Below are 22,268 nucleotides of genomic sequence, written 5' to 3' on the forward strand. Positions count from 1 at the left end.
CGTTCGAGCTACTTGCTCGCCTTCGCCCGATCGACCGCGTCCATGATCATCTTCTTGGCGTATTTGGAATCGTGCCAGCCTTCGATCTTGACCCATTTGCCGGGTTCGAGATCCTTGTAGTGCTCGAAGAAGTGCTGCACCTGCTGGCGCGTGATGTCAGGCAGCTGCGTGTATTCGGTGACGTTTTCGTAGCGCAGCGTCAGCTTCGGTGACGGCACCGCGATGATCTTCTCGTCCTGGCCGGCGTTGTCTTCCATGATCAGCACGCCGATCGGCCGCACATTGATGACGCAGCCCGGCACCAAAGCGCGCGTGTTGCAGACCAGCACGTCGATCGGGTCACCATCGCCCGACAGAGTGTGCGGCACGAAGCCGTAATTGCCGGGGTAGCGCATCGACGTGTGCAGGAAGCGGTCGACGAACAGCGTGCCGGCCTCCTTGTCCATCTCGTATTTGATCGGCTCACCGCCGATCGGCACCTCGATGATGACGTTGACGTCCTCAGGCGGATTCTTTCCGGTGGCTATGGCTTCGATGCGCATGGCTTTTGTCCCTCTCTCGATTGGCAGGAGATAGCGGGCGGCGCAAAATGGTGCAATGCGGCGAATGGTGCTTACATGCATCCGGCGAGACGCGATGGCGTTCGATGCGTTCAATCATCGGCACAACATGTTTCAGCGTCGTGATTTTGCGTGAGTGGGGACGTCGCCTTCCGCGATCATCCCCCGGCGGTCACTCCCAGACGAAGGCGACCTTCTTCAGCGCCTTCTGCTCGAAGATCTCGACGCCTTCGGCAATGTCGCGGCCGCCGGCCCCGGCATAGAAGGCGAGTGCGTTCTGGTTGTCTTCCAGCGCCCACACCACCATGCCTTTCAGCCCGTGGTCGGCGAGACGTGCCCTGGCCGCCGAAAACAGCCGCCTGCCGAGCCCGATACCTTGATATTCAGGGCGCAGGTACAATTCATAGATCTCGCCCTGCTGCTTGAGTTCCTTGGCGCGGTTCTTGCCGATCGTCGCATAGCCGGCGATCGTGCCGCCGATCTCGACCACCAGGACGGTGGCGGCGCGACGAATCGCATTCGCCCACCAGTCGGCGCCACGGCGGTTGATCATCGACGTCAGCGTGCGGTGCGGAATGATGCCGGAATAGGCGCCGCGCCAGGCTTCCAGGTGCACCTCGGCAATGGCGCCGGCATCGCGCGGGTCAGCCTTCCGAATGTCGATCGTGAGCGTATTCATGATTGGTTAACCATAAACCCGCATTGCCCGATTGCAAGAGTCCGGGCAGCCGATGGTCCGCTTTCGCACAGACGATCATGACGCTGGTGACATCCGGCAAAGCCTGTCAGGAGTCCGGCTGAGCAGCGGTTGCGGGCGAGCTTTTCAGATCTCGACCAGATGGTCGTCCAGCTCGTTGGTGTCGCCTTGCGTGAGCGGGAAATGCTCGGCCAGAACCGCCCCTACCTGCTCGATCGCCTTGACGAAGCCGTCGGCGAGCCGGTCGTCGCCGGCATGCGCGGTGAGATCGCGCACCACTCCATCCCAGACATGCTGGCCGACCTTGGCGTCGATGCCCGAATCGGCGACCACCTCGGCATAGCGCTCTTCGATCGAGACGAATATCAACACGCCGGTGCGCGCCCTGGTGCGGTGAACGTTGCGGGCGAGGAACTGCTTGATCGCATTGGCGTGTGCGGCCTGATAGCGCAGCCGGCGTGGCACCATATGGATACGCAGGCCGGGCAGCGTCCACAGCAGGGCAAGCACGCAGGCCAGCGCCAGCAACTCAGCGATGACGAAATGCGGCAGGCGGATAGTAAGCCACCAAGCCTCCAGCCCATAGGCGACGGCAAGGCTGACGATCAGCATGCCGAGCGTCGCCATCAGGGCGGCGGGGGCGAAATAGCCGTCGCTGGCACGCGCCACGACGCAATAGATCTCGCCGTCGGTTTGCGCTTCGGCGGCCTGGATCGAAGCGGCGATGCGCTCATGATCCTGCGGGCTGATCGGTCGTGTTGCCATGATCCTGTCTCACCAGCTTCCTGAAGAGCCGCCACCGCCGGACGAGCCGCCGCCGCCGGAGAAGCCTCCGCCGCCTGAAGACCCACCCCCGCCGGACGACCAGCCGCCACCCGACGACCACCCACCGGACGACCGTCGTCCGGGCTCGAAGGTCATGCCGAGCCAGCGATAGCGTCCGGGTCCGAGCTTCTGGCCGAAGATCGGCGGCAGGACCGAGGCCGCGATGCTGCCGAAGAAAATGACCGCCCAGATGCCGATGAAGATGGCAAAGAACAGGTCGTCGGAATTGAACGGCGCCTGTTCGTTGCGCTTGCCGCGCGCCTCCAGTTCCTCCGGATTGCCGTTCAGCACCATGATCATGTCGTCGACGGCCTTGTTGATGCCGCCGGAGAAATCGCCGGCACGGAAGGCCGGCACCATGTCGTTCTCGATGATCAGCTTGGTGTGCAGGTCGGTCAGCGTGCCTTCGAGGCCATAGCCAACCTCGATGCGCATCTTGCGGTCGTTCGGCGCGACGAGGAGCAGGACACCGTTGTTTTCCTTGGCCTGGCCAAGCTTCCAGAAGCGGAACAGACGGTTGGCGTAGGGCTCGATCTCCTCGCCGTCGAGGCTGGGTATGGTGGCGACGACGATCTGGTCGGAACCTTTGGTCTCAAAGTCCGCCAGCTTCTGTGTCAGCGCGGCCTTGGTTCCGGCGTCGATGATGCCGGCATTGTCGACGACCCGGCCGGTTAGAACGGGGAGATCGGCGGCGAGGGCCGCAAGCGGCAGCACAAGGATAAAGAGCAGTACAGCTACACGACGCACGATAGTTTGCCCCTCATCGGCCTGCAGGATTGCCACGCCGGACTCCGGTTATCACCCACCCTGCTTCGTGCCGAAATCGACCTTCGGCGGCTGCATCTTGTCTTCGTCGACGGTGAAGTTGGCGAAGGGCTCGTTGCCGCGGAACCAGAAGGTCGCCCACAGCACCGACGGGAAGGTCTTCAGGGTCAGATTGTAGTCCCTGACGGCCTGGATGTAGTCGCGACGCGCCACTGCGATGCGGTTCTCCGTGCCTTCGAGCTGCGCCTGCAGCGCCAGGAAATTCTGGTTGGCCTTGAGGTCGGGATAGGCCTCCGACACCGCGATCAGCCGCGACAGCGCGCTGGTCAGCCCGGCCTGCGCATCCTGGAACTTCTTGAGGGCTTCCGGGTCCTTCAGCGTTTCCGGCGTGACCGTGATCTGCGTCGCCTTGGCGCGCGCTTGGACAACAGCGTCGAGCGTATCCTTTTCATGCGAGGCATAGCCTTTGACCGTCTCGACCAGATTGGGAATGAGGTCGGCGCGCCTTTGGTATTGGTTCAGCACCTCGCTCCATGCCGCCCTGGCGTTCTCTTCCGCCGTCGGGATGGTGTTGTACCCGCAGCCGGCAAGCAGCGGCAGCAAGATTGCCATCATCAGGAAGGCGGGCAGCGTGCGGAATGTCGATGGTCGAGCAAGGCGCTGGGCAAGCATAAGGGGTCCCCCGATAGAAGTTGCAGGCGAAGCATTACCACAATCGGCGCGCAAGAAAACGGCCTCGACCTCTGCAGCAGGCTCGGCATGGATCGCGCCGCGCAAGGCCCTGTGATTGGCCCCGCGAACGCGATAAGGTTCGATCAGAACGGGACATCATCATGGCGCAACGCCAAGACAGTGACAGTGAATCGCGCCGTATCCTCCAGCGCGTCGCGCAGGAGACCGATCCGGCCGGCAACTCTTTCGTGGCACGGACGACAAAGGGCATCCGCGACCATGTCTCGGCGGCCGATGCCGACCGCACGGACCCGATCGAGGTCTGGGGCACGCGCGTTGGCAGGATACTCGGCCTGCTTCTGGCGCTGGGCCTGATGGTCTGGCTCGTGCTTTTCCTCACCCGGGGCAGCTAGGAATCAAGAAACAATGAGCGCCGAAAAAACCGACGCGCCGCGCGCGGTCATCGTCATTTCCAGCCATGTCGCCCGTGGCTCCGTCGGCAACCGCGCCGCAGTCTTTGCGCTGGAGACACTGGGCTTTCCGGTCTGGGCCGTGCCCACCGTCATCCTGCCCTGGCATCCCGGTCATGGGCGGGCGACCCGCATCGTGCCGCCGCTCGACCAGTTCAAGGCGCTGATGGCCGATCTGGAGCGGGCGCCATGGCTCGGTGAAGTCGGCGCCGTGCTCTCCGGCTACCTCGGCGAGGCCGGCCAGGCCGAGGCGGTCGCCTCGCTGGTCGCCGCGGTCAAGGTCAGGACGCCTGACGCCGTCTATATCTGCGATCCGGTGATGGGTGATTCCGGTGGCCTTTATGTGCCCGAGCCCACAGCCGCAGTCATGCGCGACCGGCTCATGCCGATCGCCGACATCGCTACCCCCAACCGCTATGAGCTGGAATGGATGGCCGGTGCGCCGCTCCCCGATTTGAAATCGGTGATCTCAGCCGCCCTCCATGCTGGACCGTCGACCATGCTGGTCACCTCGGCACCGTCCATGATGACCGGCGGCACCGGCAATCTGCTGCTCGACGGCACCCAGGCGCTGCTCGCCGAGCACCGCCTGATCGACAGGCCGCCGAACGGCTTGGGCGACCTGACGGCGGCCGTCTACCTGGCGCGCATCCTGTCCGGCCAGCCAGCGATCAAGGCGCTGCAGTCGACGACGGCGGCGGTCTACGAGATCCTGGCGCGCACGGCAAAACGTGGCGGCGACGAATTGCAGCTTGAAACCGATGCGCAAAGCCTGTCGCACCCGATGGCCATGGTCCAGCTTCGCCACCTCACGCATCCGGGGCGGGACCGCAGGGCGTGACCCCGGCCAAAGTCGTGCTCGTCGGCGCCGATGGCTGCAAGGCCGGCTGGATCGCCGTGCTGCGCGAACCCGGTTCGACACCTCGTAACCCGGACGCCGCACCTTCGGTCAATGTCTTCCCCACCTTCGCTGCCCTGCTGGCGGCGATCCCAGACCATGCGGTTGTCGCCGTCGACATGCCGATCGGCCTGCCCGAATTTTCCAGCAAAGGTGGGCGCGGGCCGGAAGCGCTGGTGCGGCCGCTGCTCGGTGCGCGCCAGTCCAGCGTCTTTTCGATCCCGTCGCGCGCCGCGCTCTATGCCGACACCAGCGGCTTCACCACGATCGAAGCCTGGTACGCGGCACATCTCAGGGCAAGCAACGTGGCCAAGACCACATCGGACCCTCCGCGCGGCGTTTCCATCCAGGCCTTCGGCATCTTTTCAAAGATCCGTGAAATCGACGAGTTGCTGATCGCGCGGCCCGAGCTGCGCGGCCGTGTCTTCGAATCGCATCCGGAAGTCGCCTTCTGCCGCCTGAACGGCGACCGGGCCATGCTGTTCCCGAAGAAGATCAAGGGCAGTGTCAATCCGGCCGGTATGGCTGAGCGCAAGGCGCTGCTTTGCCGGCACGGCTATGACATGGACTTCCTCGACCAGCCGCCGCCGCGTGGCGCGGCCGCCGACGATTTCCTCGATGCGGCCGTAATGGCGCTGATCGCCGGCCGCATCGCCGGCGGTGAAGCAAAACCGTTTCCCAACCCGCCGCTCGCTGACGGTTTTGGCATACCGGTCGCCATCTGGGCGTGACAATGTCGGCGGGCGTCACGCTTTGGCGCATGGCATTTGTGGCCAGCCCCCGCAATTCTGCATTGCTTGTAGCGGGTTTTTACCGTTAGAGCCTTCCTCGACCGCAACGAGCTGCCGCCTCCAACCCGGAAAGGCCTTAGCCGCCCATGCCTCATCTTCCCGACCACCTCCTCGCCGGCTACCGCAATTTCATGAACGGCCGCTACCTCACTGAGAGCGGCCGCTATCGCGAGCTCGCCCGTGAAGGCCAGGCGCCGGAGACCATGATCGTCGCCTGTTGCGACTCGCGATCCGCGCCCGAGGCGATCTTCGACGCCGGCCCCGGCGAGCTCTTCGTGCTGCGCAATGTCGGCAATCTGGTGCCGCCTTACGAGCCGGACGGCGAGTTCCATTCGACCTCGGCCGCGCTCGAATTCGCCGTGCAGAGCCTCAAGGTCAAGAACATCGTCGTCATGGGCCACGGCCGCTGCGGCGGCATCCGCGCCGCGCTCGACACCAACGCCGCGCCGCTGTCTCCCGGCGACTTCATCGGCAAGTGGATGAGCCTGATCGCGCCCGCCGCCGAGACGGTATCGGCCAGCACCTTCATGACGGCGACAGAGCGCCAGACTGCACTGGAGCGCATCTCGATCCGCTACTCCCTCGCCAATCTCAGGACCTTTCCCTGCGTCTCGATCCTCGAGGGCAAGGGGCGGCTGTCACTGCATGGAGCATGGTTCGACATCTCGACCGGCGAGCTCTGGGTGATGAACAAGGAAACCGGCGATTTCGAGCGGCCGGTGCTGGAATGAGCGGGGCGGCGCGCCAGCTGACGAACGCCCGGTCGGTCGTTTTCACGGCCGCCGCGCTGCTTATGGCGATTGTTGCCGCCCGAGCCGATGATCGCGCCATCATCAGCCGCTGGTATTCGGCGCTGCTGGTCGCCGATCGCACCGAGCTGGCGGACCTGCTTGCCGACGACGCCCGCATCAAGCTCGATGACCTCGGCGTCGTTCAGGGCAAGCAGGAATTCATCGCTTCGCTCGGCGAATGGAAAGGTGCGGTTGCCGGGGCTGCTATCCGGCATCGCATCGAGAAGAGCGAAGGCGGCGTCACCACGGTGATCGCCTGCTACGATTTCCCCAACAATGACATGCTGATGCAGGAAACCTTCGCGGTGAACGGCAACCGCATCACCGCCAGCTCGCAGGCCGCGATCGCCGAAAACTGCGAGGGCTACTGAGGCGGACCGGCCAACTGCCATATTGCGGGCCCGCCGATCGCGCCCTACATCGGTGACCACCCTCCTTCCCGACGCCAGCGAAAGACCCTCCATGCCCTCCACGAACGCCGTCGACCTCGCCGCCCATCCGTTGACCGCGTGGCGAGGACCGCTCGGCCTGCCCGATTTTGCCCATATTGGCGACGGTGATTTCTCACCCGTCTTCGACGCCGCGTTGGAGGCGCATGAAGCCGAAATCGACGCGATCGCCACCAACAAGGATGCGCCGACCATCGAGAACACGCTTGCCGCTCTGGAACTGGGGGGCGAGGCGCTCGATCACGTCTCCTCGATCTTCTGGTGCCGCGCCGGCGCCTACACCAACGAGACGATCCAGGCGCTGGAGCGCGACATTTCACCGAAGATGTCGAGGCACTTCTCGGCGATCTCGATGAACGAGAAGCTGTTTGCCCGCATCGACGATCTCTACCAGCGCCGCGAGGCACTGAAGCTCGATCCCGAGACGCTGCGCGTCCTGGAGAAGACCTGGAAGGGCTTCGTCCGCTCCGGCGCCAAGCTCGACGCCGACGGCAAGAAGCGGTTGGCCAAAATCAACGAGGAGCTGTCGTCGCTCGGGACGACTTTCGGCCAGAACGTGCTGGCCGACGAACGCGACTGGTCGCTGTTTCTCGACGAGGCCGACCTCGTCGGCCTGCCGGAGTTCGTGAAAAGCTCGATGGCCGAGGCCGCCGAGATGCGCGGCCAGAAGGGCCGCTACGCCGTCACCTTGTCCCGCTCGATCTATGAGCCGTTCACGACGTTCTCCGAACGCCGCGACCTGCGCGAGATCGCCTTCCGCGCCTTCACCATGCGCGGCCAGAATGGCGGTGCGTCCGACAACACGACCGTGGTGCGCGACATGCTGAAGCTGCGCGCCGAAAAGGCGAAGCTGCTCGGCTACGCCTCCTTCGCCGCGCTCAAGCTCGACGACACCATGGCCAAGACGCCGAAGGCGGTGCATGCGCTGCTCGATCCGGTCTGGGAAAAGGCGCTGGAAAAAGCGGCCGCCGACCAGAGGGAGTTGGAGCGCCTGGCCGCCGAGGCCGGCAGCAACGAGAAATTCGCCGCCTGGGACTGGCGCTTCTACCAGGAGAAACTGCGCACCGAAAAATTTGCTTTCGATGAGGCGGAGTTGAAACCCTATCTGCAGCTCGACCGCATCATCGATGCCTGTTTCGACGTGGCAACGCGCCTGTTCGGCATCACGTTCGCAGAGAAGAAAGGCATTGCGGCCTGGCACCCGGACGCGCGTGTCTTCGTGGTGAAGAACGCCGACGGCAGCGAGCGCGGCCTGTTCCTGGCCGACTATTTCGCGCGGCCTTCAAAACGCTCCGGCGCCTGGATGAGCGCGCTGAAGTCCGGCTATCGTCTCGGCCATGGCTCGCAGCCAGTGATCTACAACATCATGAACTTCGCCAAGCCGCCGGCCGGCGAGCCGGCGCTGCTGTCGGTCGACGAGGCGAAGACGCTGTTCCACGAATTCGGCCATGCGCTGCACGGCATGCTGACCGACGTCACCTGGCCGTCGGTCGCCGGAACCTCGGTCAGCCGCGACTTCGTCGAATTGCCCTCGCAGCTTTACGAGCACTGGCTAACGGTGCCGGCGGTGCTGGAAAAGCATGCGCTGCATGTCAAGACCGGCCAGCCGATGCCGAAGGCGCTGCTCGACAAGATGCTGGCCGCGCGCACCTTCGGCGCCGGCTTCGCCACCGTCGAATTCACCGCCTCTGCCTTGATCGACATGGCTTACCATGCGCGGCCGGACGCGCCGGAAGAGCCGCTTCGATACGAGGCCGAGACACTGGAAAAGCTCGACATGCCCGACACCATCGCCATGCGCCACCGCACCCCGCATTTCGGTCATGTCTTCTCCGGCGACGGTTATTCAGCCGGCTATTATTCCTATATGTGGTCGGAAGTGCTCGACGCCGACGCCTTCGCCGCCTTCGAGGAGACAGGCGATCCCTTCAACCCGGCGCTGGCCGAACGGCTGAGGAAGAACATCTACGCCGCAGGCGGCTCGAAGGACCCCGAAGAGCTCTACACGGCGTTTCGCGGCAAGATGCCGTCGCCGGAAGCGATGATGGTGAAAAGAGGGTTGGTGTAGCGCCCCTCCTCCCCTTGGGAGAAGGGAGAACTCTACACCGCCCACGGATCAGCCACCCGTGGCCACATCGGCCGCGTCAGCTTCGTGTAATTCGTCGCCGCCGGATTGCTGGGATACGAACTCGGCGCCGCGACATAGATGATCTCGGCGGCGATCGGTTCGAAGCCGGCGTAGAAGTGGTTTGTCGACTTGATCAGCAAAATGTCTTTCGACAGCGGATCGACGCCGACGTTGGAAAAGATATCCGGTTCGAAGGTCTGCGTGCGATTGGTGTTCAGGATCACGTCGACTTCGGTGCCTTCGATGCGCACCACCGCTGACGGTCCCAATGTCACGCGGCTCGGCCCGAAACTCTGCCATCCTTCGCCGACAGCCTTCAGCACGGTGACGCGCGCGTCGATCGGCTCGCCCGCCTGCGGCCCCGCCTTGCCGCCGAAGCGCAGGTCGATGACCGCGCCCTCGCCGGCCGCTTGGCAGAAGGTCACCGCTATCGGATCCCAGATCGTCGCCACGCCAACGCTTGTGATGCCGCGCGCCAGGAGTTCGCGCAGCACGATGGTGCCGTCGCCCGGCACCCCGCCACCGGGATTGTCCCAGATATCGGCGATGACCACCGGCTTGTCCTTGCGCTGCGCACGCACCGCGAGCGCCCTCTCGATGCCGTCGGTCGCACTCAGCATGGTCATCGCCGTCGTTTCGCGCATGGCATAGAGCTCGCGTCCCAGCCGCTCCGCCAGCGCATCGCCCTTGGCCTTGTCATTGTCGGTGACGACCAGGATGCGCGTGCCCATTTCCGGCACGTCGGCGGCCATGAAGCCGTGGATGACCGAAACCGACAACACGCCGTCCTTGCCGTGCAGCGCCTTGATGCGGTCGACGAAGGAACGCATCGGCTCGCGACTGGTCGGCAGCACCTGGATCATGCGGCAGTCGAACGTCGAGATGACGGGTTTGATCTCGCCGCGCGCGGCGGCAAGCCCCAGTTCGACAACGTGCTCGCCGCGCTCATAGAAATCGGTGTGCGGGAATTCGAGGAAATAGGCCATGATGTCGGATGCCGCCACGCGCTTCGGCGTCAGATGGCTGTGCGGATCGAACTCGCAGGCAATCACGACGTCAGGTCCGACGATGCCGCGCACGCGCTCCAGCAGATCGCCCTCGCAGTCGTCATAGCCCTGCGCCACCATGGCGCCATGCAGGCCAAGCATGACGGCGTCGACCGGCACGGCGGCCTTCAGTTGATCGAGGATTTCGTCGCGCAGCGCCTCATAGGTCTGCCGCTGCACGAGGCCGCCCGGCTCGGCCCAGGTCGCGGTACCCTCGATCACGGTCAGGCCTTCCGTGGCCGCGCGCCGGCGCAGCGCCACGATCGGCGAGGAGCACAGGGTCGGTGTCTCCGGATGCTTGCCCGGCGCGGCGTAGAACGCCATCTCGAACGAGGCCCGGTCTGTCGGCACCGGCGAGAAGGTGTTGGTTTCCGTCGCCAGCGACGCGGTGAAGATGCGCATGAAAGCTCCGTGGACTTCTTGTTTTTCGCAATTCCGGGCGGAAAACCGCTGCGCACTTTTCCTGGAATTGCTGGGATGCTATTTGACCGCCCCGAGCGCCAGCCCCCTGACGAGATAGCGCTGCAGCCATATGAACAGGATCGCCACGGGCAGCGTCGCCAGCAGCGTCGCCGCCATGACATGATGCCATTCGATCGTGTAACGGCCGGCGACCAGCGAGAACACCTGGATCGGCAGCGTGTAGCTTTCCTGGCTGCGCAGCATGGTCAGCGCCACGACGAACTCGTTCCAGGCGTTGATGAAGGTGAAGATCGCCGTCACCGCGATCGCCGGCAGGCAGAGCGGCAGGAACACTTTTCGCAAGGTCAGCCAGCGCCCGGCGCCTTCCATCCAGGCAGCCTCCTCGAGGTCGCGCGGAATGGTGTCGAAATAGCTCTGCAGCATCCAGACCGTGAAAGCGACGTTGAAGGCCATGTAGATGAAGCCGAGCGCGGTGGTCGATTCGACCAACCCCCAGGCGGCCATCAGCCGGAACAGGCCGAGCACCAGCACGATCGGCGAGATCATCTGCGAGATCAGCAGGAACTGGCGGAAGGCGCCGTAGCCGGCAAAGCGGAAGCGCGACATCGCGTAAGCCGCCGGCACCGAGATCAAGATGGCGCCGACGGTAGCGATCACCGAGACGTAGAGCGAATTGACCAGCGCCTGGCCGAAGCCAGTCGCCACCCACATGTCGGAAAAATTCGACCAGTGGAACTCGCTCGGCCACCAGGTGGGTGTCAGCACTTCGGTCCGAGGCTTCACCGCGGTCAGGAACATCACCGCGAAGGGGAAGATCGTCACCACGATCAAAGGCGCCAGCAGCAGCCAGGCGATGACGGTGCGCTTCAGCTTGCCGGTCGTAAATCCATTTGTCATGCGCGCTGCTCCCGCATGGCGAGGCGCACGTAGATCATGGTGAAGATCAGCAATATGGCGAACATCACCAGCGACACCGCCGAGGCCTCGCCGAGTTTGCCGATGCGGAAGGCCAGCTTGTAGAGGTGGGTGACCAGGATGTCGGTCGAATTGGCGGGCCCGCCCTGCGTCATCACCCAAATGATCGGGAACGAATTGAAGACGTAGATGGTGTTGAGCACGATGGCGATGTTGATGAAGGGTTTCAGGAGCGGAAAGGTGATCTCGCGGAACTGCTGCAGCGGCGTCGCCCCTTCCAGTGCGGCCGCCTCGTAGAGATCGTCGGGGATCGACGACAGGCCGCCGAGGAAGATCGTCGTGGTGAACGGCACCGTCACCAATATGCCGATCAGCACCTGCATCGGAAATGCGGTACCGGCCTGTGCCAGCCACTGGATGTTATGGTCGATCAGGCCAAGCCCGATCAGCGCCGAATTCAGCATGCCGCTTTCGCCGCTCAGCGCCCATCGCCAGACCACCGCCGTCATGGTCAGCGACACCGCCCAGGGCAGCATGATGATGACACGGGCAAGGCCGCGGCCATAGAAGTCGGTGTTGAGGATCATCGCCACCGGAATCGAGACCAGCAGCGCGCCGCCGACCACCAGCACCGTCCACAGCCCCGTGCGCCAAAGGGCGGCGACGAAGTCGGGATCGGCGGTTAGCGCGGCGAAATTGGCGAGACCGCTGAACTCGCGCAGCTGGCCGAAGCGATTGACGTCATGCGTCGAAATCTGGAGCAGGTCCCAGACCGGCCAGAAGATGACCACCGCTGCCAGGAACAGGCTGGGCAAGGTCAGGAGATAGGGCAAGAAGCGATTTTGCATCGGCTGGTTTGTACCGTAATTGCTGTGGGCTTGGGTGGCCTTGAATTCCTTACACGCGGTCTGCGCTGCCCCTCACCTGCCTGCCGGCATCCTCTCCCCGTATAGTGACGGGGAGAGGGGCGCTTTCGTCACCGCCTTCGCCAATCACCAGCGTCCAAGAAGGGCGCCGAGGTTGGGGCCAGCCTCTTTCTCCCCGTCCCTATACGGGGAGAAATGCCCGGCAGGGCAATGAGGGGCGGCGCGACGTCGACGATCTTGTCCCGATGTGCCTTGTCGGTCTTCGCCATTTATCGCAGGCACCGCTGCATACTTCTTCCAAAAGTGTGGCGCGCCCCGCCTGAGTCGGGGGCGCGCCACGGGCGCAGGGAGATACGCCCTATTTCTTCAGCACCGCATTGGCCTTGGCCGCCGCGTCCTTCAAGCCTGCCTCGGGGTCGCCGCCGAGATAGATCTTCTGCATGGCATCCGAGGTGATCTGGGCGACTTCTTCCCAGCCCGGGATGACCGGCGCGAAACGGGCGTCCGGCAGCAGTGCGGTAAAGGCGGCCAGATCGGCGTTGTTGACGTAATAATCCATCTTGGCCTCTTCCTTGTTCACCGGCAGGAAGCCTTCGCCTTGCGTGAATTTGGCGCGCTGCTCCGTGGTGAACAGGAAGTCCATCAGCTTCCAGGCCTCGTCCTTGTTCTTGGAGTTCTTGAACATGATCATGGAGTCGGTGACGCCATACGTGCCGCGCGCGCCGGTCGGACCGGCTGGAATGGCGGCCACGCCGTATTTCAGGCTCGGCGCCTCGTCCTTGATCTGGTTGGAGAGGAAGGGCGCCGTGATCATCATGCCGACCTTGCCCTGCTTGAACAGGTTCTGCACGTCCTCGCGGTTGTTGGAGGTGACGCCGGGCTCCGTCAGCCCCTCGTCGATCATCGACTTGTAGAGCTTGGCGGCTTCGAGCGCGCCCGGCGTGCTCAGGCCCGACGTACCGTCCTTGTTGAGGATCTCGGTGCCCTGCGACCACATCGCGTAGTAGTAATAGACGTCGGTCTCGATCTCCTTGCCCTGCAGGCCGAAACCGAAGGCACCCTGCGCCTTGATCTTGCGCGCATCCTCCTGCAGTTCGGTCCAGGTTGCCGGCGGCTTGGCGATGCCGGCCTTCTCGAACAGTTCCTTGTTGTAATACATGGCGCGTGCCGAAGCGGCGATCGGCAGGCCATAGGTCTTGCCGCCCATGATCGAGGGCGACAGGAAGGTGTCGATGAAGCGGCCCTTGAATTCGGGCGTGATGTAGCCGTCGAGCGGCTCGGCCACATCCTGCTGGACAAAGTCGATCAGCCAGCGCGTACCGATGATGGAGAGATCCGCATTGGTACCGGCGGTGATGTCGGTGGTCAGTTTCTGCAAGAGCACATCCCACGGCACAACCTCGAACTTGACGGTGATGCCAGGATTCTTCGCCTCGAACTCTTTCTTGACCTGCTCGAAGTAGGGGCCGGTCTTGGCGCTGTATTCGGCAACGGTAACCCGCACTTCGCCGGCCTCTGCCTGCGCTGCGAAGGCCAGCATGCCCATTCCGGCCATCAGGCCGGCAGTCCATTTCGCAAGGTTCATCCGATCTCTCCCATTTGTTTCGCGCATTCGCGCTCCCCGTGCCGGTGCTGACACAAGATTTATGTGACTTTCCTACATTATCGATGAATTTGCCGCATGCAAGCGGATTATGATGTTGCTTAATTACATTCCATTCTTTAGCCTGTCGGCATCTGCCTGACCTGCGGGAGGAGTAAGCGCCGTGGTTTCGAGAGCCGAATTCGAAGGCAGGACCATCGTTGTCACCGGCGCCGGTGGCGGCCTTGGCTCGGCGATCGTCGCACTGCTGGCCGGCAGGGGCGCGCGGGTGGTCGGCTGCGACCAGTCCGAGGAGGCGCTGGCGAGCCCGCACCTTGCCTCGCGCCATGTCTTCGATCTTCTCGATCGGGCTTCGGTCGAAGCCGCGATCGCCGCCGTGCTCGAAAAGGACGGCGTCCCCGACATCCTGATCAACAATGCCGGCTGGACGCGAGCCGAGACGCTTGATGCGTTGACGGCGGACAGGATCGAGCATGAGCTCGGCCTCAACCTGACCGGTGTGATGATTTTCGCCGATCCCATCGCCAAGGCGATGGCCGCGCGCGGTTCGGGCAGCATCGTCTTCATATCCTCCGTCAACGCCATCGCGCATTTCGGCAACCCCGCCTATGCCGCCGCCAAGGCCGGCATCAACGCCTATGCCAAATCGATCGCCGTCGAGCTTGGCCGCAGCGGCGTGCGCGCCAATGTGGTCTGCCCCGGATCGATCCGCACCGCCGCCTGGGACCATCGCCTCGCCAAGAACCCTGACATAATCGGCAAGCTCAGGCGGCTCTATCCGCTCGGCCGCATCGTCAACGCCTCGGAAGTGGCCGAAGCGGTGGCTTTCCTTGCTTCCGACCGGGCGTCGGGCGTAACAGGCGTGGTGATGCCCGTGGATGCGGGATTGACCGCCGGCTGCCTGCCGTTCATCGACGACATATTGGGAGCGTGACCATGACCGACGTCGAGTTTCGCAACCTGTCGAAATCCTTCGGCCAGCACAAGATTCTCGAGGACATCAGCCTCGACATCAAGAGCGGCGAGTTCGTGGTGCTGGTCGGCCCGTCCGGCTGCGGCAAGTCGACCTTGCTGCGTATGCTGGCGGGGCTGGAGACCATCAGCTCCGGCGATCTCCTGATCGGCGGCACGCGCGCCAACGACCTGCCGCCGCAGCAACGCAACATCGCCATGGTGTTCCAGTCCTATGCGCTGTTCCCGCACCTGAAGGCTTCGGACAATATCGGCTTCGGCCCGAAGATCCGGGGCGAGAACCGCACCGCCATCGACCAGAAGGTCAAGAAGGCCTCCGGCGTCCTCAACCTGTTCTCCTATCTCGACCGTTATCCCCGCCAGCTCTCAGGCGGCCAGCGCCAGCGGGTCGCCATGGGTCGCGCCATCGTGCGCGAACCCTCGGTGTTCCTGTTCGACGAGCCGCTCAGCAACCTCGATGCACAGCTGCGCGTGCAGATGCGCACCGAAATCAAGGCGCTGCACCAGCGGCTGAAGTCGACCATCGTCTACGTCACCCACGACCAGATCGAGGCCATGACCATGGCCGACCGCATCGTGGTGATGGACCGTGGCAGGATCCAGCAGGTCGGGGCGCCGTTGGAACTCTATGACAGGCCGGCCAACAAGTTCGTCGCCGGCTTCCTCGGCTCGCCGTCGATGAGCTTTGTGTCCGGGGCGCTCAAGACGACGCCCGATCAGACCTGGTTCGAGTCGGTCGGCGGTGGACGGCTTGCGCTCGCCGGCAAACCGGTGCCGGCAGGCAGCGCGGTTGAGGCCGGCATCCGGCCCGAGCATTTCATCATCGGTGAAGCCGCCGACGCCATGGCGCTCAAGGTTGACGTCGTCGAGCCGACCGGTTCCGAAACCCATGTCTACGGCGCCATCGGCGCCGATACGGTGCGCGCCGTGTTCCGCGACCGGGTGCCGGTCCGGCCTGGCGACCTGCTGCCGGTCTCGGTCGACCCCGGCAACATCCATCTGTTCGACACGGCGACGGGTCTGCCGCTGAGATGACGACGGAAACTCCGATATGAAGACGCCGGCCGACATCATTACGCGGCTGCAGCTGATGTCTCAGGACGGCACCAAGTCGGATCGCCGGCTGGCAAGCCTCGTCCTGTCCGATCTCGACTTCGCCTCCAAGGCCGCGATCTCCGAGATCGCCGCGCGCGTCGGCGTCAGTGAGCCGACGGTCACCCGTTTCTGCCGCAATCTCGGCTGCGAGGGCCTGCGCGACTTCAAGTTCCACCTGGCGCAGGCCATCGCCATCGGTGGCCAGTACCTGTCGCCGGAGCCGCTGAGCCGCGACGCCCGCGAGCAGCGCATTGCGTCGGCCATCACCGAAGCGGCTGTTACAGCTATCCAGCGTGCCAGCGAGAATCTCGACATGACGACGCTGGTCGACGTCGCCGCGCGCCTCGCGGCATCGGGCAATGTGCTGTGCATCGGTTCGGGTGGCATTTCCTCGATGATGGCGACCGAAATGCAGAACCGGCTGTTCAGGCTCGGCCTGCCGGTTCTGGCGCAGATCGACGGGCAGCTGCAGCGGATGTATGCCGCCGTTGCCACGCCAGACACCACCGTGGTCGCCTTCTCGGTCTCAGGCTATGCGCGGTCGGTCATCGAGGCGGTGCAGGTCGCCCAGCAATATGGCGCCGCCACGGTGGCCGTCACCGCGCCCGACTCCGCACTGGCCAAGGCGGCCGATACGGTCATCCACCTGCAGCCGCTCGAGGACGGCAATATCTACAAGCCGACATCGTCGCGCTACGCTCTGCTGGCGATCGTCGACATGATCGTGACATCGGTCGCCGAGACGCGCGGCCCGAAGGTGCTGGAGAACCTGCGCCGCATCAAGCAGAGCGTGAACACATTGAAGGTCGACGATCCGCGTTTGCCGCTGGGCGATTGAACTTCAGGTAGATGATTGACCGCAGAGCGCTTCGACACTTCTTGCCAGCGCCTCCGGATCACCCACAATGCGCAATGTCTTGAGCCGGGCCGTGCCGCCGGCAACGACCGAAACGGCCGATGCCGGCGCGCCCAGCGCCTTGGCGACCAGCTTCTCCAGCGCTTGGTTGGCGGCGCCGTTTTCCGGCACGGCGCGGACCCGCGCCTTCACATGACTTCGTCCGTCCGCCGATGTTTCGACGCCTTCGAGCCGGTCCACGGAAGACTTCGGCGTCAGCCGCACGAACAGATCGACGCCGTTCTCGCGAATGCGATGCGGCGCGCTCATGCGACCGTCAGGCCAGCAGCAGCGGCGCGATCGTGGTGAGAATGAACTGCCTGAGGAAGAACAGGATCAGCAGCAGGATGATCGGCGAGATGTCGATGCCGCCAAGGTCGGGCATGAAGCGGCGGATCGGCCGCAGCGCCGGCTCGGTCAGCCGGTAGAGCATGTTGCCGATGCTGCCCACGAACTGGTTGCGCGAGTTGACGACATTGAAGGCATAGAGCCAGGAAAAGATCGCCGAGGCGATGATGACCCACCAATAGAGGTCGAGCGCCATGACGATGGTTTGAATGAGGGCGAGCATGCCGGTCTCCGATTGTTGCCGACATGTAGCCATTACGCGCCAAACCGGCAAGGGCAGGGTTCCGCCACGCGACCGACGGTCGGGTTTTCGGTGAAGCGCCGCCTTGACAGGAAACCGCGTCGCCCGATAAATGCGCCATCCGCTGGACGGGGCTGTAGCTCAGCTGGGAGAGCGCGTCGTTCGCAATGACGAGGTCAGGAGTTCGATCCTCCTCAGCTCCACCAGCGGAATAATCGATTGTCAGCCTTTCCCGCGCGGTAACGCCCAAGCGTCATCCGATACGCGCGATGCGTCACACGGCGTCGATACCCCCAAAAATGGCCAGATGCGATTTCGCCGTTTCCAGGCGAAATGGTTGTCAATTGGACTTATGGCGATGACCGCTGTCCGATCGACGCTATTTTTTTTGCGAGCCGTCCCATTAGACTGGCGTTCTCAAATCAGTTTTTTCTGTGTGTTGTGACAAGGCGTTTCGGCGGGGGCGACCGAAGGCGCTATATGGATTCCGAGTCGAAATGAAGAATTCGCCTGCGAAAGCAAAGACGTGTCCATTCGCGAGAATCTTGCTGCAAATCTCAGGCGGCTCTGCAAGGACCATGCTTCCGTCAGCGCGGTATGCCGCGAGTTGGGCATCAACCGCACGCAGTTCGAGCGTTACCTGCAGGGGCAGACCGTTCCCAACAAGGCCACCGCCAAGCTGATCTGCGACTACTTCCGCATCGACGAAGCCGAACTGTACCGGGATCCCGGCACGCCTGAACCCACGGCTCCCGGCCTGCCGCCGATTTCCGAAAGCCTGTTCACCCAGATGATCCGCCCGCCCGCCCCATCGATCGCGGGCGGCACATATTTCACCTATTTTTCGATCCCGACCCGCTCCGACCTCCTGATGCGGTCGGTGACCTTCGTGCGTCGCGAGGCCGAATTGGTGACGTTCCGCCGGGTCACAGGATGGTCGGAGCGCCGCGGCTCGACTTGGGGGCGGGCGCGCGGCAATCACTATGGCGTGGCGATCTCGCGCCTCAACTGGATCTATTTCAGCGGCGTCAACCGCCGCCAGATGGGCGAGCCATCGCTGATCTCGGTACAGTGGGCGCCTATCTCCGAACCGGTGCTGACCGGCAAGGCCATGCTTCTGACCGAAGCCGGGCCGGCATTCGTGTCGGTCATCATGCGGCAGGACATGTCCAATATCCGGCCCAGGCATGCGATCCGCATGGCGCATGTCGTCAGGCTCGATGATCCCAGCATCGATCAGCTCGTCGTCAGCCTCGCCCGAGACGGGCTGGATTAGCCGCCTGCTTACGCTAAATAAGAACAAGGATATCCCGAAAGAGCGTATGCCGGCGATTGCCTACTCCGTATCTGAGTAAAATCGATTTTTTAGACTTTACAGCCGAGAAAGATATTTTAGATCATATTTGATTTACTACAATTTTAACAAAGAATTAACTCTCCGGACCTTACCTTTGTTCTCGCGGGTCCGAACTTGGCCCGCATTCAGCGGCTCGGCCGACCAATTGGCCGACTCGACATGTCAGTGTAGCCAATACGCATTCCTGAGTTCCATCCGATGACAGGAGCAGCACGTGTCAAATCAGTCACTACGTCAGTCAGAGCTCGATAGTCTGCAATATATCGCGACGATGACCAACGAGCTGGTGCAGATGGCGGAAGCAAGCCGTTTTCCCATGATCTCCTATCTGCTCGGCATGGCCTATGCCGAGGCCTTCGATGTCTTGCGCGGCGCAAGGCCCGCCAGACATGCGCAGCTCAGCGGCAACCCGATGCACCCCAAGGCACACGCGAAAGACAACCACGCTCAGCCAAGAACAGCGTAGCGCGATGGGCGGCTGCTAATGCATGTCGCCCGGAAGTGTCCTCGGTTCCGGGATAACGACCTGCATAACATCAGAAGCTTACAGCAGGTCGGGCGAATCCTATTCGCCGCGACATGCTGTAGTCCCGCAAACTGAACACGAATGGCGCCGTGCGGCTGACGCGCGAGCCGAGTTCCGGCGGCGGCGCCGGCACGGTGGCGCCCTGCAGCACCGCGAGCGCGGCACGGTCTAGTTCGGCGTCGCCGGACGAACGGACGACCCGGGCCGACAGGATCCGGCCGGACGGGTCCATGGTGAAAGTCACGTTCACATTGCCCTGCGCGCGCCGCGATTTCGCGGCGCTCGGGTAGCGCTTGTGCCGGTTGATCCACGCCGTCAGCCGCGATTCCCATTTGGCCGGGCTGACACCCGAAAACCCCGCCACGGATCTCGGCGCCGCTGCCTTGGCGGCGGGCCTGGCCTCGGCGCTCGCCGCACTTACCGTCTTCAGTGGTACCGCCTCTTCCTTCCTCGGCTTTGGTTTGGGATTGTCGACAGGTTTTTTGACCATGGCTTCGGTCGGTTTCTTTTCCTTGCGCCGCTCCGTCGGCCTTGCCTGCGGCAGCGGAACGACAACCTCCGGCGCGACGGCCTCGACAATATCGGGGACGACCTCCTCCAGCGGTGGCTGGTCGTCCGGTTCGGTCTTCATCATCTCCGTGGGCCCGTCCGGCGGCGCCGTCTCCGGCTCGGCAGCAGGTTCCGCTTGCTCGATCACCTTGTCGGGCTCGGCCTCGGCGGTCTTCTCGCTCTCTTCCACCGGCTCGGTCTGGTCGGAAATGGCCGCATCGAGCATCGCGGCCTGTTCGGGCACCGCCGGCGTCACCATCATAGGCGCCATTTCGATCACCGGAGCCGGCGGCGGTCCGCCATCCGAGGGTTCGACTGAACTGAAATTCTGCACGGCATAAGCGACCGCGACATGCGCACCAAGCATCAGCACGGCCGCACATGCCCACAGGACAAGGTCGCGCCAGCCGAAGCATGACAGCGCCACCGTGGGCGAGGCGGCCGATCGTGTCATGGGGCGGCCGCTGCGCCTGGCACCGGTGCGGCGGCATCACCGGTGGGAGCGGCCTCCAGGCCGACCAGGGCGACCTTCAGGTAGCCGGCGCCGCGCAGCAGGTTCATCGCCTCCATCAGGTCGCCATAGGCGACCGCCTTGTCGGCGCGCAGGAAGATCCGCATCTGCTTGTCGCCCTTGGTGCGGCTGTCGAGCGTGGCGGCAAAAGCCGGGCGCGGCACGGTGTCATTGCCGATCGCGAGCGTGAGATCATCCTTCAATGTCAGGAAAAGCGGGGTCTCGGGGCGCGGCGCCGGCGTCGCCGTCGAGCCCGGCAGGTCGACATCGACATCCACCGTCGCCAGCGGCGCGGCGACCATGAAGATGATCAGGAGCACCAGGATGACATCGATGAAGGGGGTGACGTTGATCTCGTGGCTCTCCTCGAGATCGTCATCCATGGTCTGTCGGATTCTGCTACCCATGGTCTTGCTCCGCTACTCGGCCGCCAGCGCTGTCGCGGGCGCGACGGCGCGGAAATCGAGGTCGCGGCTGACCAGCCTTTCGACGCCCGCCGAGGCGTCGGCCAGGATCTGCCGGTAGCCGGCTATCGAGCGGGCAAAGACGTTATAGACCACCACCGCCGGAATTGCCGCGACCAGACCCATCGCGGTGGCCAGCAGCGCCTCGGCGATACCTGGCGCGACCACGGCGAGATTGGTGGTCTGCGCCTGCGAAATGCCGATGAAGGCGTTCATGATGCCCCAGACGGTGCCGAACAGGCCGACGAAAGGCGCGGTGGAACCGATCGTCGCCAGCAGGCCGGTGCCGCGCGACATGCGCCGCGACGCCGCCGCCTCGATGCGCGACAGGCGCGAGGTAACCCGTTCCTTCAGCCCGTCCCCGCCGACGTGGTCGAGCGCGCCGGCCGAAAGCGCGGTCTCTTCCTCCGCGGCCCGGACTAGGAGCGCGCCGGGGCCGCCACTGCGGTCGAGCGCATGGCTCGCCTGCTTCAACGTCGCGGCATCGCCGATCGCGCGGACAGCACGGCGGACGCGCAGCTTGCCGCCGAAAATCTCCAGTGATTTGGCCAGCCATATCGTCCAGGTGACCAGCGACGCGAAGGCCAATCCGATCATCACTGCCTTCACGATAATGTCGGCGGCGATGAACATGCCCCAAGGCGAAAGGTCGTGCGGCAGGTTAAGCTCCATCGTCCCCGCAGGTGCCGCCCCGGCCGGCAGCGCGGGCGCCGGCGACGCTGGTGCGGCAGCCGCCGGCAGTTTGAGCCGGCGCGGCAGGTGCCCCGACTGCTGGAGTAGCGCTGGCCGGTTGCTCCTGGGCCATCGCGCCGGCCGCCGCCAGCATCACCGATGCGACAAACGCCGCCAACAAACCATGTCTCGACACGAGCTTCTTCCTTGCTCTCACAGCGGCCCTGGTCATGGCATTTCTGCAGCGCGGCCGGCGCTTTCCAATCCTGGCTACGGCAGGCAGGTGCCCCGTGTGCTAAAAAACATGATCTTTCTAGTCAACATTGAAGATGACTGCAACACTCAACAATCTTGGGAATGTGCCGTAAAACCCTGAAACGCTACGGCGCGGTGGCCCGGCGATATCTGTCCCAAGCTGCACGATGCCGGGCATCCGGTGTCGCCGCATCGATGCGAACTCGCTAGAGTGATCGGGCGGCAAGGAGTCCCGGATGATCAAGGCAACACCCTTCGACTACCCCTATGACGGCAGGCTGGTGCCGCAAAACACAGCACTCGTCGTCATCGACCTGCAGCAGGATTTCCTGTCGACGACGGGCTATTTCGCCCGGAAGGGGTATGACCCCTCGCCGCTGCGGGCGATCCTGCCCACTGTGAACCGCCTGATCGCGGCCGCGCGCAGGGCCGGGCTCACAATCGTCCACACTAGATGTTTGATCCCAGGGTTTGATGGTGCATT

The 22,268-nt window shown here is 63.9% G+C and carries 25 protein-coding genes, 1 tRNA gene and 1 pseudogene; 13 read left to right on the forward strand and 14 right to left on the reverse strand.

The genetic code is table 11. The features are described from left to right. Positions 1-8: 8 nt before the first annotated feature. The 5 genes from ppa to C7I87_RS21465 all read right to left on the reverse strand — a co-directional run bounded on the left by ppa (position 9) and on the right by C7I87_RS21465 (position 3,519). A complete protein-coding gene (gene ppa / locus C7I87_RS21445) occupies positions 9-542 on the reverse strand; it encodes an inorganic diphosphatase (protein WP_149906087.1) in 534 nt (177 codons plus the stop codon). Between the two features lie 190 nt (positions 543-732). Further along, positions 733-1,239 carry a GNAT family N-acetyltransferase gene (locus tag C7I87_RS21450; protein WP_140761651.1) on the reverse strand — a complete coding sequence of 169 codons (507 nt, stop codon included), beginning with the start codon at positions 1,237-1,239 and terminating at the stop codon, positions 733-735. A gap of 144 nt (positions 1,240-1,383) precedes the next feature. Continuing rightward, positions 1,384-2,022, reverse strand: coding sequence for a TPM domain-containing protein (locus tag C7I87_RS21455; RefSeq protein WP_149906088.1), 639 nt, complete (start codon positions 2,020-2,022; stop codon positions 1,384-1,386). Positions 2,023-2,031: 9 nt separating this feature from the next. Next, positions 2,032-2,859: a TPM domain-containing protein gene (locus C7I87_RS21460; protein WP_373424750.1), complete on the reverse strand. Its 828-nt coding sequence runs from the start codon at positions 2,857-2,859 to the stop codon at positions 2,032-2,034. A 21-nt stretch (positions 2,860-2,880) separates the two neighbouring features. After that, on the reverse strand, positions 2,881-3,519 hold the full coding sequence (locus C7I87_RS21465; RefSeq protein WP_149906089.1) for a LemA family protein: 639 nt from the start codon (positions 3,517-3,519) through the stop codon (positions 2,881-2,883). 161 nt (positions 3,520-3,680) lie between these two features. Between C7I87_RS21465 and C7I87_RS21470 the strand changes: the two genes are divergently transcribed. From C7I87_RS21470 to C7I87_RS21495, 6 genes are all read left to right on the forward strand, one after another. Continuing rightward, positions 3,681-3,932: a hypothetical protein gene (locus C7I87_RS21470; protein WP_149906090.1), complete on the forward strand. Its 252-nt coding sequence runs from the start codon at positions 3,681-3,683 to the stop codon at positions 3,930-3,932. 13 nt (positions 3,933-3,945) lie between these two features. Next, the gene (gene pdxY / locus C7I87_RS21475; protein WP_149906091.1) at positions 3,946-4,830 is read left to right on the forward strand and encodes a pyridoxal kinase PdxY; all 885 of its coding nucleotides are present in this window, start codon (positions 3,946-3,948) and stop codon (positions 4,828-4,830) included. After that, on the forward strand, positions 4,827-5,618 hold the full coding sequence (locus C7I87_RS21480) for a DUF429 domain-containing protein (RefSeq protein ID WP_149906092.1): 792 nt from the start codon (positions 4,827-4,829) through the stop codon (positions 5,616-5,618). Before pdxY ends, C7I87_RS21480 begins: the two co-directional genes overlap by 4 nt. 146 nt (positions 5,619-5,764) lie before the next feature. Further along, on the forward strand, positions 5,765-6,409 hold the full coding sequence (locus C7I87_RS21485; protein WP_149906093.1) for a carbonic anhydrase: 645 nt from the start codon (positions 5,765-5,767) through the stop codon (positions 6,407-6,409). Continuing rightward, positions 6,406-6,840, forward strand: coding sequence for a nuclear transport factor 2 family protein (locus C7I87_RS21490; protein ID WP_149906094.1), 435 nt, complete (start codon positions 6,406-6,408; stop codon positions 6,838-6,840). Before C7I87_RS21485 ends, C7I87_RS21490 begins: the two co-directional genes overlap by 4 nt. A gap of 91 nt (positions 6,841-6,931) precedes the next feature. Next, complete coding sequence (locus C7I87_RS21495) at positions 6,932-8,986, forward strand: M3 family metallopeptidase (protein WP_149906095.1); 2,055 nt, start codon at positions 6,932-6,934, stop codon at positions 8,984-8,986. Between the two features lie 32 nt (positions 8,987-9,018). Here the strand turns inward: C7I87_RS21495 and C7I87_RS21500 are convergent, their stop codons facing one another. From C7I87_RS21500 to C7I87_RS21520, 4 genes are all read right to left on the reverse strand, one after another. Further along, complete coding sequence (locus C7I87_RS21500; RefSeq protein ID WP_149906096.1) at positions 9,019-10,494, reverse strand: M81 family metallopeptidase; 1,476 nt, start codon at positions 10,492-10,494, stop codon at positions 9,019-9,021. Between the two features lie 78 nt (positions 10,495-10,572). Beyond that, positions 10,573-11,412 (reverse strand): carbohydrate ABC transporter permease, encoded by an 840-nt coding sequence (locus C7I87_RS21505; protein ID WP_149906097.1) that lies wholly within the window; start codon positions 11,410-11,412, stop codon positions 10,573-10,575. Further along, entirely contained in the window at positions 11,409-12,278 is an 870-nt protein-coding gene (locus C7I87_RS21510) for a carbohydrate ABC transporter permease (RefSeq protein ID WP_149906098.1), read from the reverse strand. Before C7I87_RS21510 ends, C7I87_RS21505 begins: the two co-directional genes overlap by 4 nt. A 376-nt stretch (positions 12,279-12,654) precedes the next feature. Then, positions 12,655-13,881, reverse strand: coding sequence for an ABC transporter substrate-binding protein (locus tag C7I87_RS21520; protein ID WP_149906099.1), 1,227 nt, complete (start codon positions 13,879-13,881; stop codon positions 12,655-12,657). Positions 13,882-14,062: 181 nt separating this feature from the next. Here C7I87_RS21520 and C7I87_RS21525 point away from each other — a divergent pair, with 181 nt between their 5' ends. From C7I87_RS21525 to C7I87_RS21535, 3 genes are read left to right on the forward strand one after another with little or no spacing between them, the layout of a single operon-like run. After that, positions 14,063-14,833 (forward strand): SDR family NAD(P)-dependent oxidoreductase, encoded by a 771-nt coding sequence (locus tag C7I87_RS21525; protein WP_149906100.1) that lies wholly within the window; start codon positions 14,063-14,065, stop codon positions 14,831-14,833. Positions 14,834-14,835: 2 nt separating this feature from the next. Continuing rightward, positions 14,836-15,906 carry an ABC transporter ATP-binding protein gene (locus C7I87_RS21530; RefSeq protein WP_149906101.1) on the forward strand — a complete coding sequence of 357 codons (1,071 nt, stop codon included), beginning with the start codon at positions 14,836-14,838 and terminating at the stop codon, positions 15,904-15,906. Positions 15,907-15,922: 16 nt separating this feature from the next. Next, positions 15,923-16,804: a MurR/RpiR family transcriptional regulator gene (locus C7I87_RS21535; protein ID WP_027144548.1), complete on the forward strand. Its 882-nt coding sequence runs from the start codon at positions 15,923-15,925 to the stop codon at positions 16,802-16,804. 3 nt (positions 16,805-16,807) lie between these two features. Here the strand turns inward: C7I87_RS21535 and C7I87_RS21540 are convergent, their stop codons facing one another. Both C7I87_RS21540 and C7I87_RS21545 read right to left on the reverse strand, forming a co-directional pair. Next, on the reverse strand, positions 16,808-17,131 hold the full coding sequence (locus C7I87_RS21540) for a DUF167 domain-containing protein (RefSeq protein ID WP_149906102.1): 324 nt from the start codon (positions 17,129-17,131) through the stop codon (positions 16,808-16,810). A 7-nt stretch (positions 17,132-17,138) separates the two neighbouring features. After that, a complete protein-coding gene (locus C7I87_RS21545; protein WP_023771816.1) occupies positions 17,139-17,432 on the reverse strand; it encodes a YggT family protein in 294 nt (97 codons plus the stop codon). Positions 17,433-17,580: 148 nt separating this feature from the next. Here C7I87_RS21545 and C7I87_RS21550 point away from each other — a divergent pair. The 3 genes from C7I87_RS21550 (at position 17,581) to C7I87_RS21560 (ending at position 19,273) form a co-directional block, all read left to right on the forward strand. Then, positions 17,581-17,656: transfer RNA gene (locus tag C7I87_RS21550), tRNA-Ala, on the forward strand. Between the two features lie 320 nt (positions 17,657-17,976). Further along, the gene (locus tag C7I87_RS21555) at positions 17,977-18,726 is read left to right on the forward strand and encodes a helix-turn-helix domain-containing protein (protein WP_149906103.1); all 750 of its coding nucleotides are present in this window, start codon (positions 17,977-17,979) and stop codon (positions 18,724-18,726) included. Between the two features lie 295 nt (positions 18,727-19,021). After that, positions 19,022-19,273, forward strand: a complete 252-nt coding sequence (locus C7I87_RS21560) for a hypothetical protein (RefSeq protein WP_127277088.1) — start codon at positions 19,022-19,024, stop codon at positions 19,271-19,273. Between the two features lie 70 nt (positions 19,274-19,343). On the opposite strand, the gene C7I87_RS21565 is transcribed toward C7I87_RS21560, so the two are convergent. The 3 genes and pseudogenes from C7I87_RS21565 to exbB all read right to left on the reverse strand — a co-directional run bounded on the left by C7I87_RS21565 (position 19,344) and on the right by exbB (position 21,725). After that, complete coding sequence (locus C7I87_RS21565) at positions 19,344-20,336, reverse strand: TonB family protein (protein ID WP_149906104.1); 993 nt, start codon at positions 20,334-20,336, stop codon at positions 19,344-19,346. Beyond that, positions 20,333-20,800, reverse strand: coding sequence for a TonB system transport protein ExbD (gene exbD, locus C7I87_RS21570; protein ID WP_149906105.1), 468 nt, complete (start codon positions 20,798-20,800; stop codon positions 20,333-20,335). Before exbD ends, C7I87_RS21565 begins: the two co-directional genes overlap by 4 nt. 12 nt (positions 20,801-20,812) lie before the next feature. Then, positions 20,813-21,725 (reverse strand): annotated as a pseudogene (gene exbB / locus C7I87_RS21575) (tonB-system energizer ExbB). 295 nt (positions 21,726-22,020) lie between these two features. Here exbB and C7I87_RS21580 point away from each other — a divergent pair. After that, the coding region (locus tag C7I87_RS21580) for an isochorismatase family protein (protein WP_149906106.1) at positions 22,021-22,268 on the forward strand (248 nt) is incomplete at its 3' end.

The sequence above is a fragment of the Mesorhizobium sp. SARCC-RB16n genome (genome assembly GCF_008520305.1).
Lineage (GTDB): Bacteria > Pseudomonadota > Alphaproteobacteria > Rhizobiales > Rhizobiaceae > Mesorhizobium.

Coding starts and splice junctions, on each gene's coding strand:
- C7I87_RS21565 (WP_149906104.1), bottom strand. CDS start 20,336: ATGACACGATCGGCCGCCTCGCCCACGGTGGCGCTGTCATGCTTCGGC.
- C7I87_RS21455 (WP_149906088.1), bottom strand. CDS start 2,022: ATGGCAACACGACCGATCAGCCCGCAGGATCATGAGCGCATCGCCGCT.
- exbD (WP_149906105.1), bottom strand. CDS start 20,800: ATGGGTAGCAGAATCCGACAGACCATGGATGACGATCTCGAGGAGAGC.
- C7I87_RS21535 (WP_027144548.1), top strand. CDS start 15,923: ATGAAGACGCCGGCCGACATCATTACGCGGCTGCAGCTGATGTCTCAG.
- C7I87_RS21490 (WP_149906094.1), top strand. CDS start 6,406: ATGAGCGGGGCGGCGCGCCAGCTGACGAACGCCCGGTCGGTCGTTTTC.
- C7I87_RS21510 (WP_149906098.1), bottom strand. CDS start 12,278: ATGCAAAATCGCTTCTTGCCCTATCTCCTGACCTTGCCCAGCCTGTTC.
- C7I87_RS21500 (WP_149906096.1), bottom strand. CDS start 10,494: ATGCGCATCTTCACCGCGTCGCTGGCGACGGAAACCAACACCTTCTCG.
- C7I87_RS21530 (WP_149906101.1), top strand. CDS start 14,836: ATGACCGACGTCGAGTTTCGCAACCTGTCGAAATCCTTCGGCCAGCAC.
- C7I87_RS21450 (WP_140761651.1), bottom strand. CDS start 1,239: ATGAATACGCTCACGATCGACATTCGGAAGGCTGACCCGCGCGATGCC.
- C7I87_RS21545 (WP_023771816.1), bottom strand. CDS start 17,432: ATGCTCGCCCTCATTCAAACCATCGTCATGGCGCTCGACCTCTATTGG.
- C7I87_RS21540 (WP_149906102.1), bottom strand. CDS start 17,131: ATGAGCGCGCCGCATCGCATTCGCGAGAACGGCGTCGATCTGTTCGTG.
- C7I87_RS21505 (WP_149906097.1), bottom strand. CDS start 11,412: ATGACAAATGGATTTACGACCGGCAAGCTGAAGCGCACCGTCATCGCC.
- ppa (WP_149906087.1), bottom strand. CDS start 542: ATGCGCATCGAAGCCATAGCCACCGGAAAGAATCCGCCTGAGGACGTC.
- C7I87_RS21470 (WP_149906090.1), top strand. CDS start 3,681: ATGGCGCAACGCCAAGACAGTGACAGTGAATCGCGCCGTATCCTCCAG.
- C7I87_RS21465 (WP_149906089.1), bottom strand. CDS start 3,519: ATGCTTGCCCAGCGCCTTGCTCGACCATCGACATTCCGCACGCTGCCC.
- pdxY (WP_149906091.1), top strand. CDS start 3,946: ATGAGCGCCGAAAAAACCGACGCGCCGCGCGCGGTCATCGTCATTTCC.
- C7I87_RS21520 (WP_149906099.1), bottom strand. CDS start 13,881: ATGAACCTTGCGAAATGGACTGCCGGCCTGATGGCCGGAATGGGCATG.
- C7I87_RS21485 (WP_149906093.1), top strand. CDS start 5,765: ATGCCTCATCTTCCCGACCACCTCCTCGCCGGCTACCGCAATTTCATG.
- C7I87_RS21495 (WP_149906095.1), top strand. CDS start 6,932: ATGCCCTCCACGAACGCCGTCGACCTCGCCGCCCATCCGTTGACCGCG.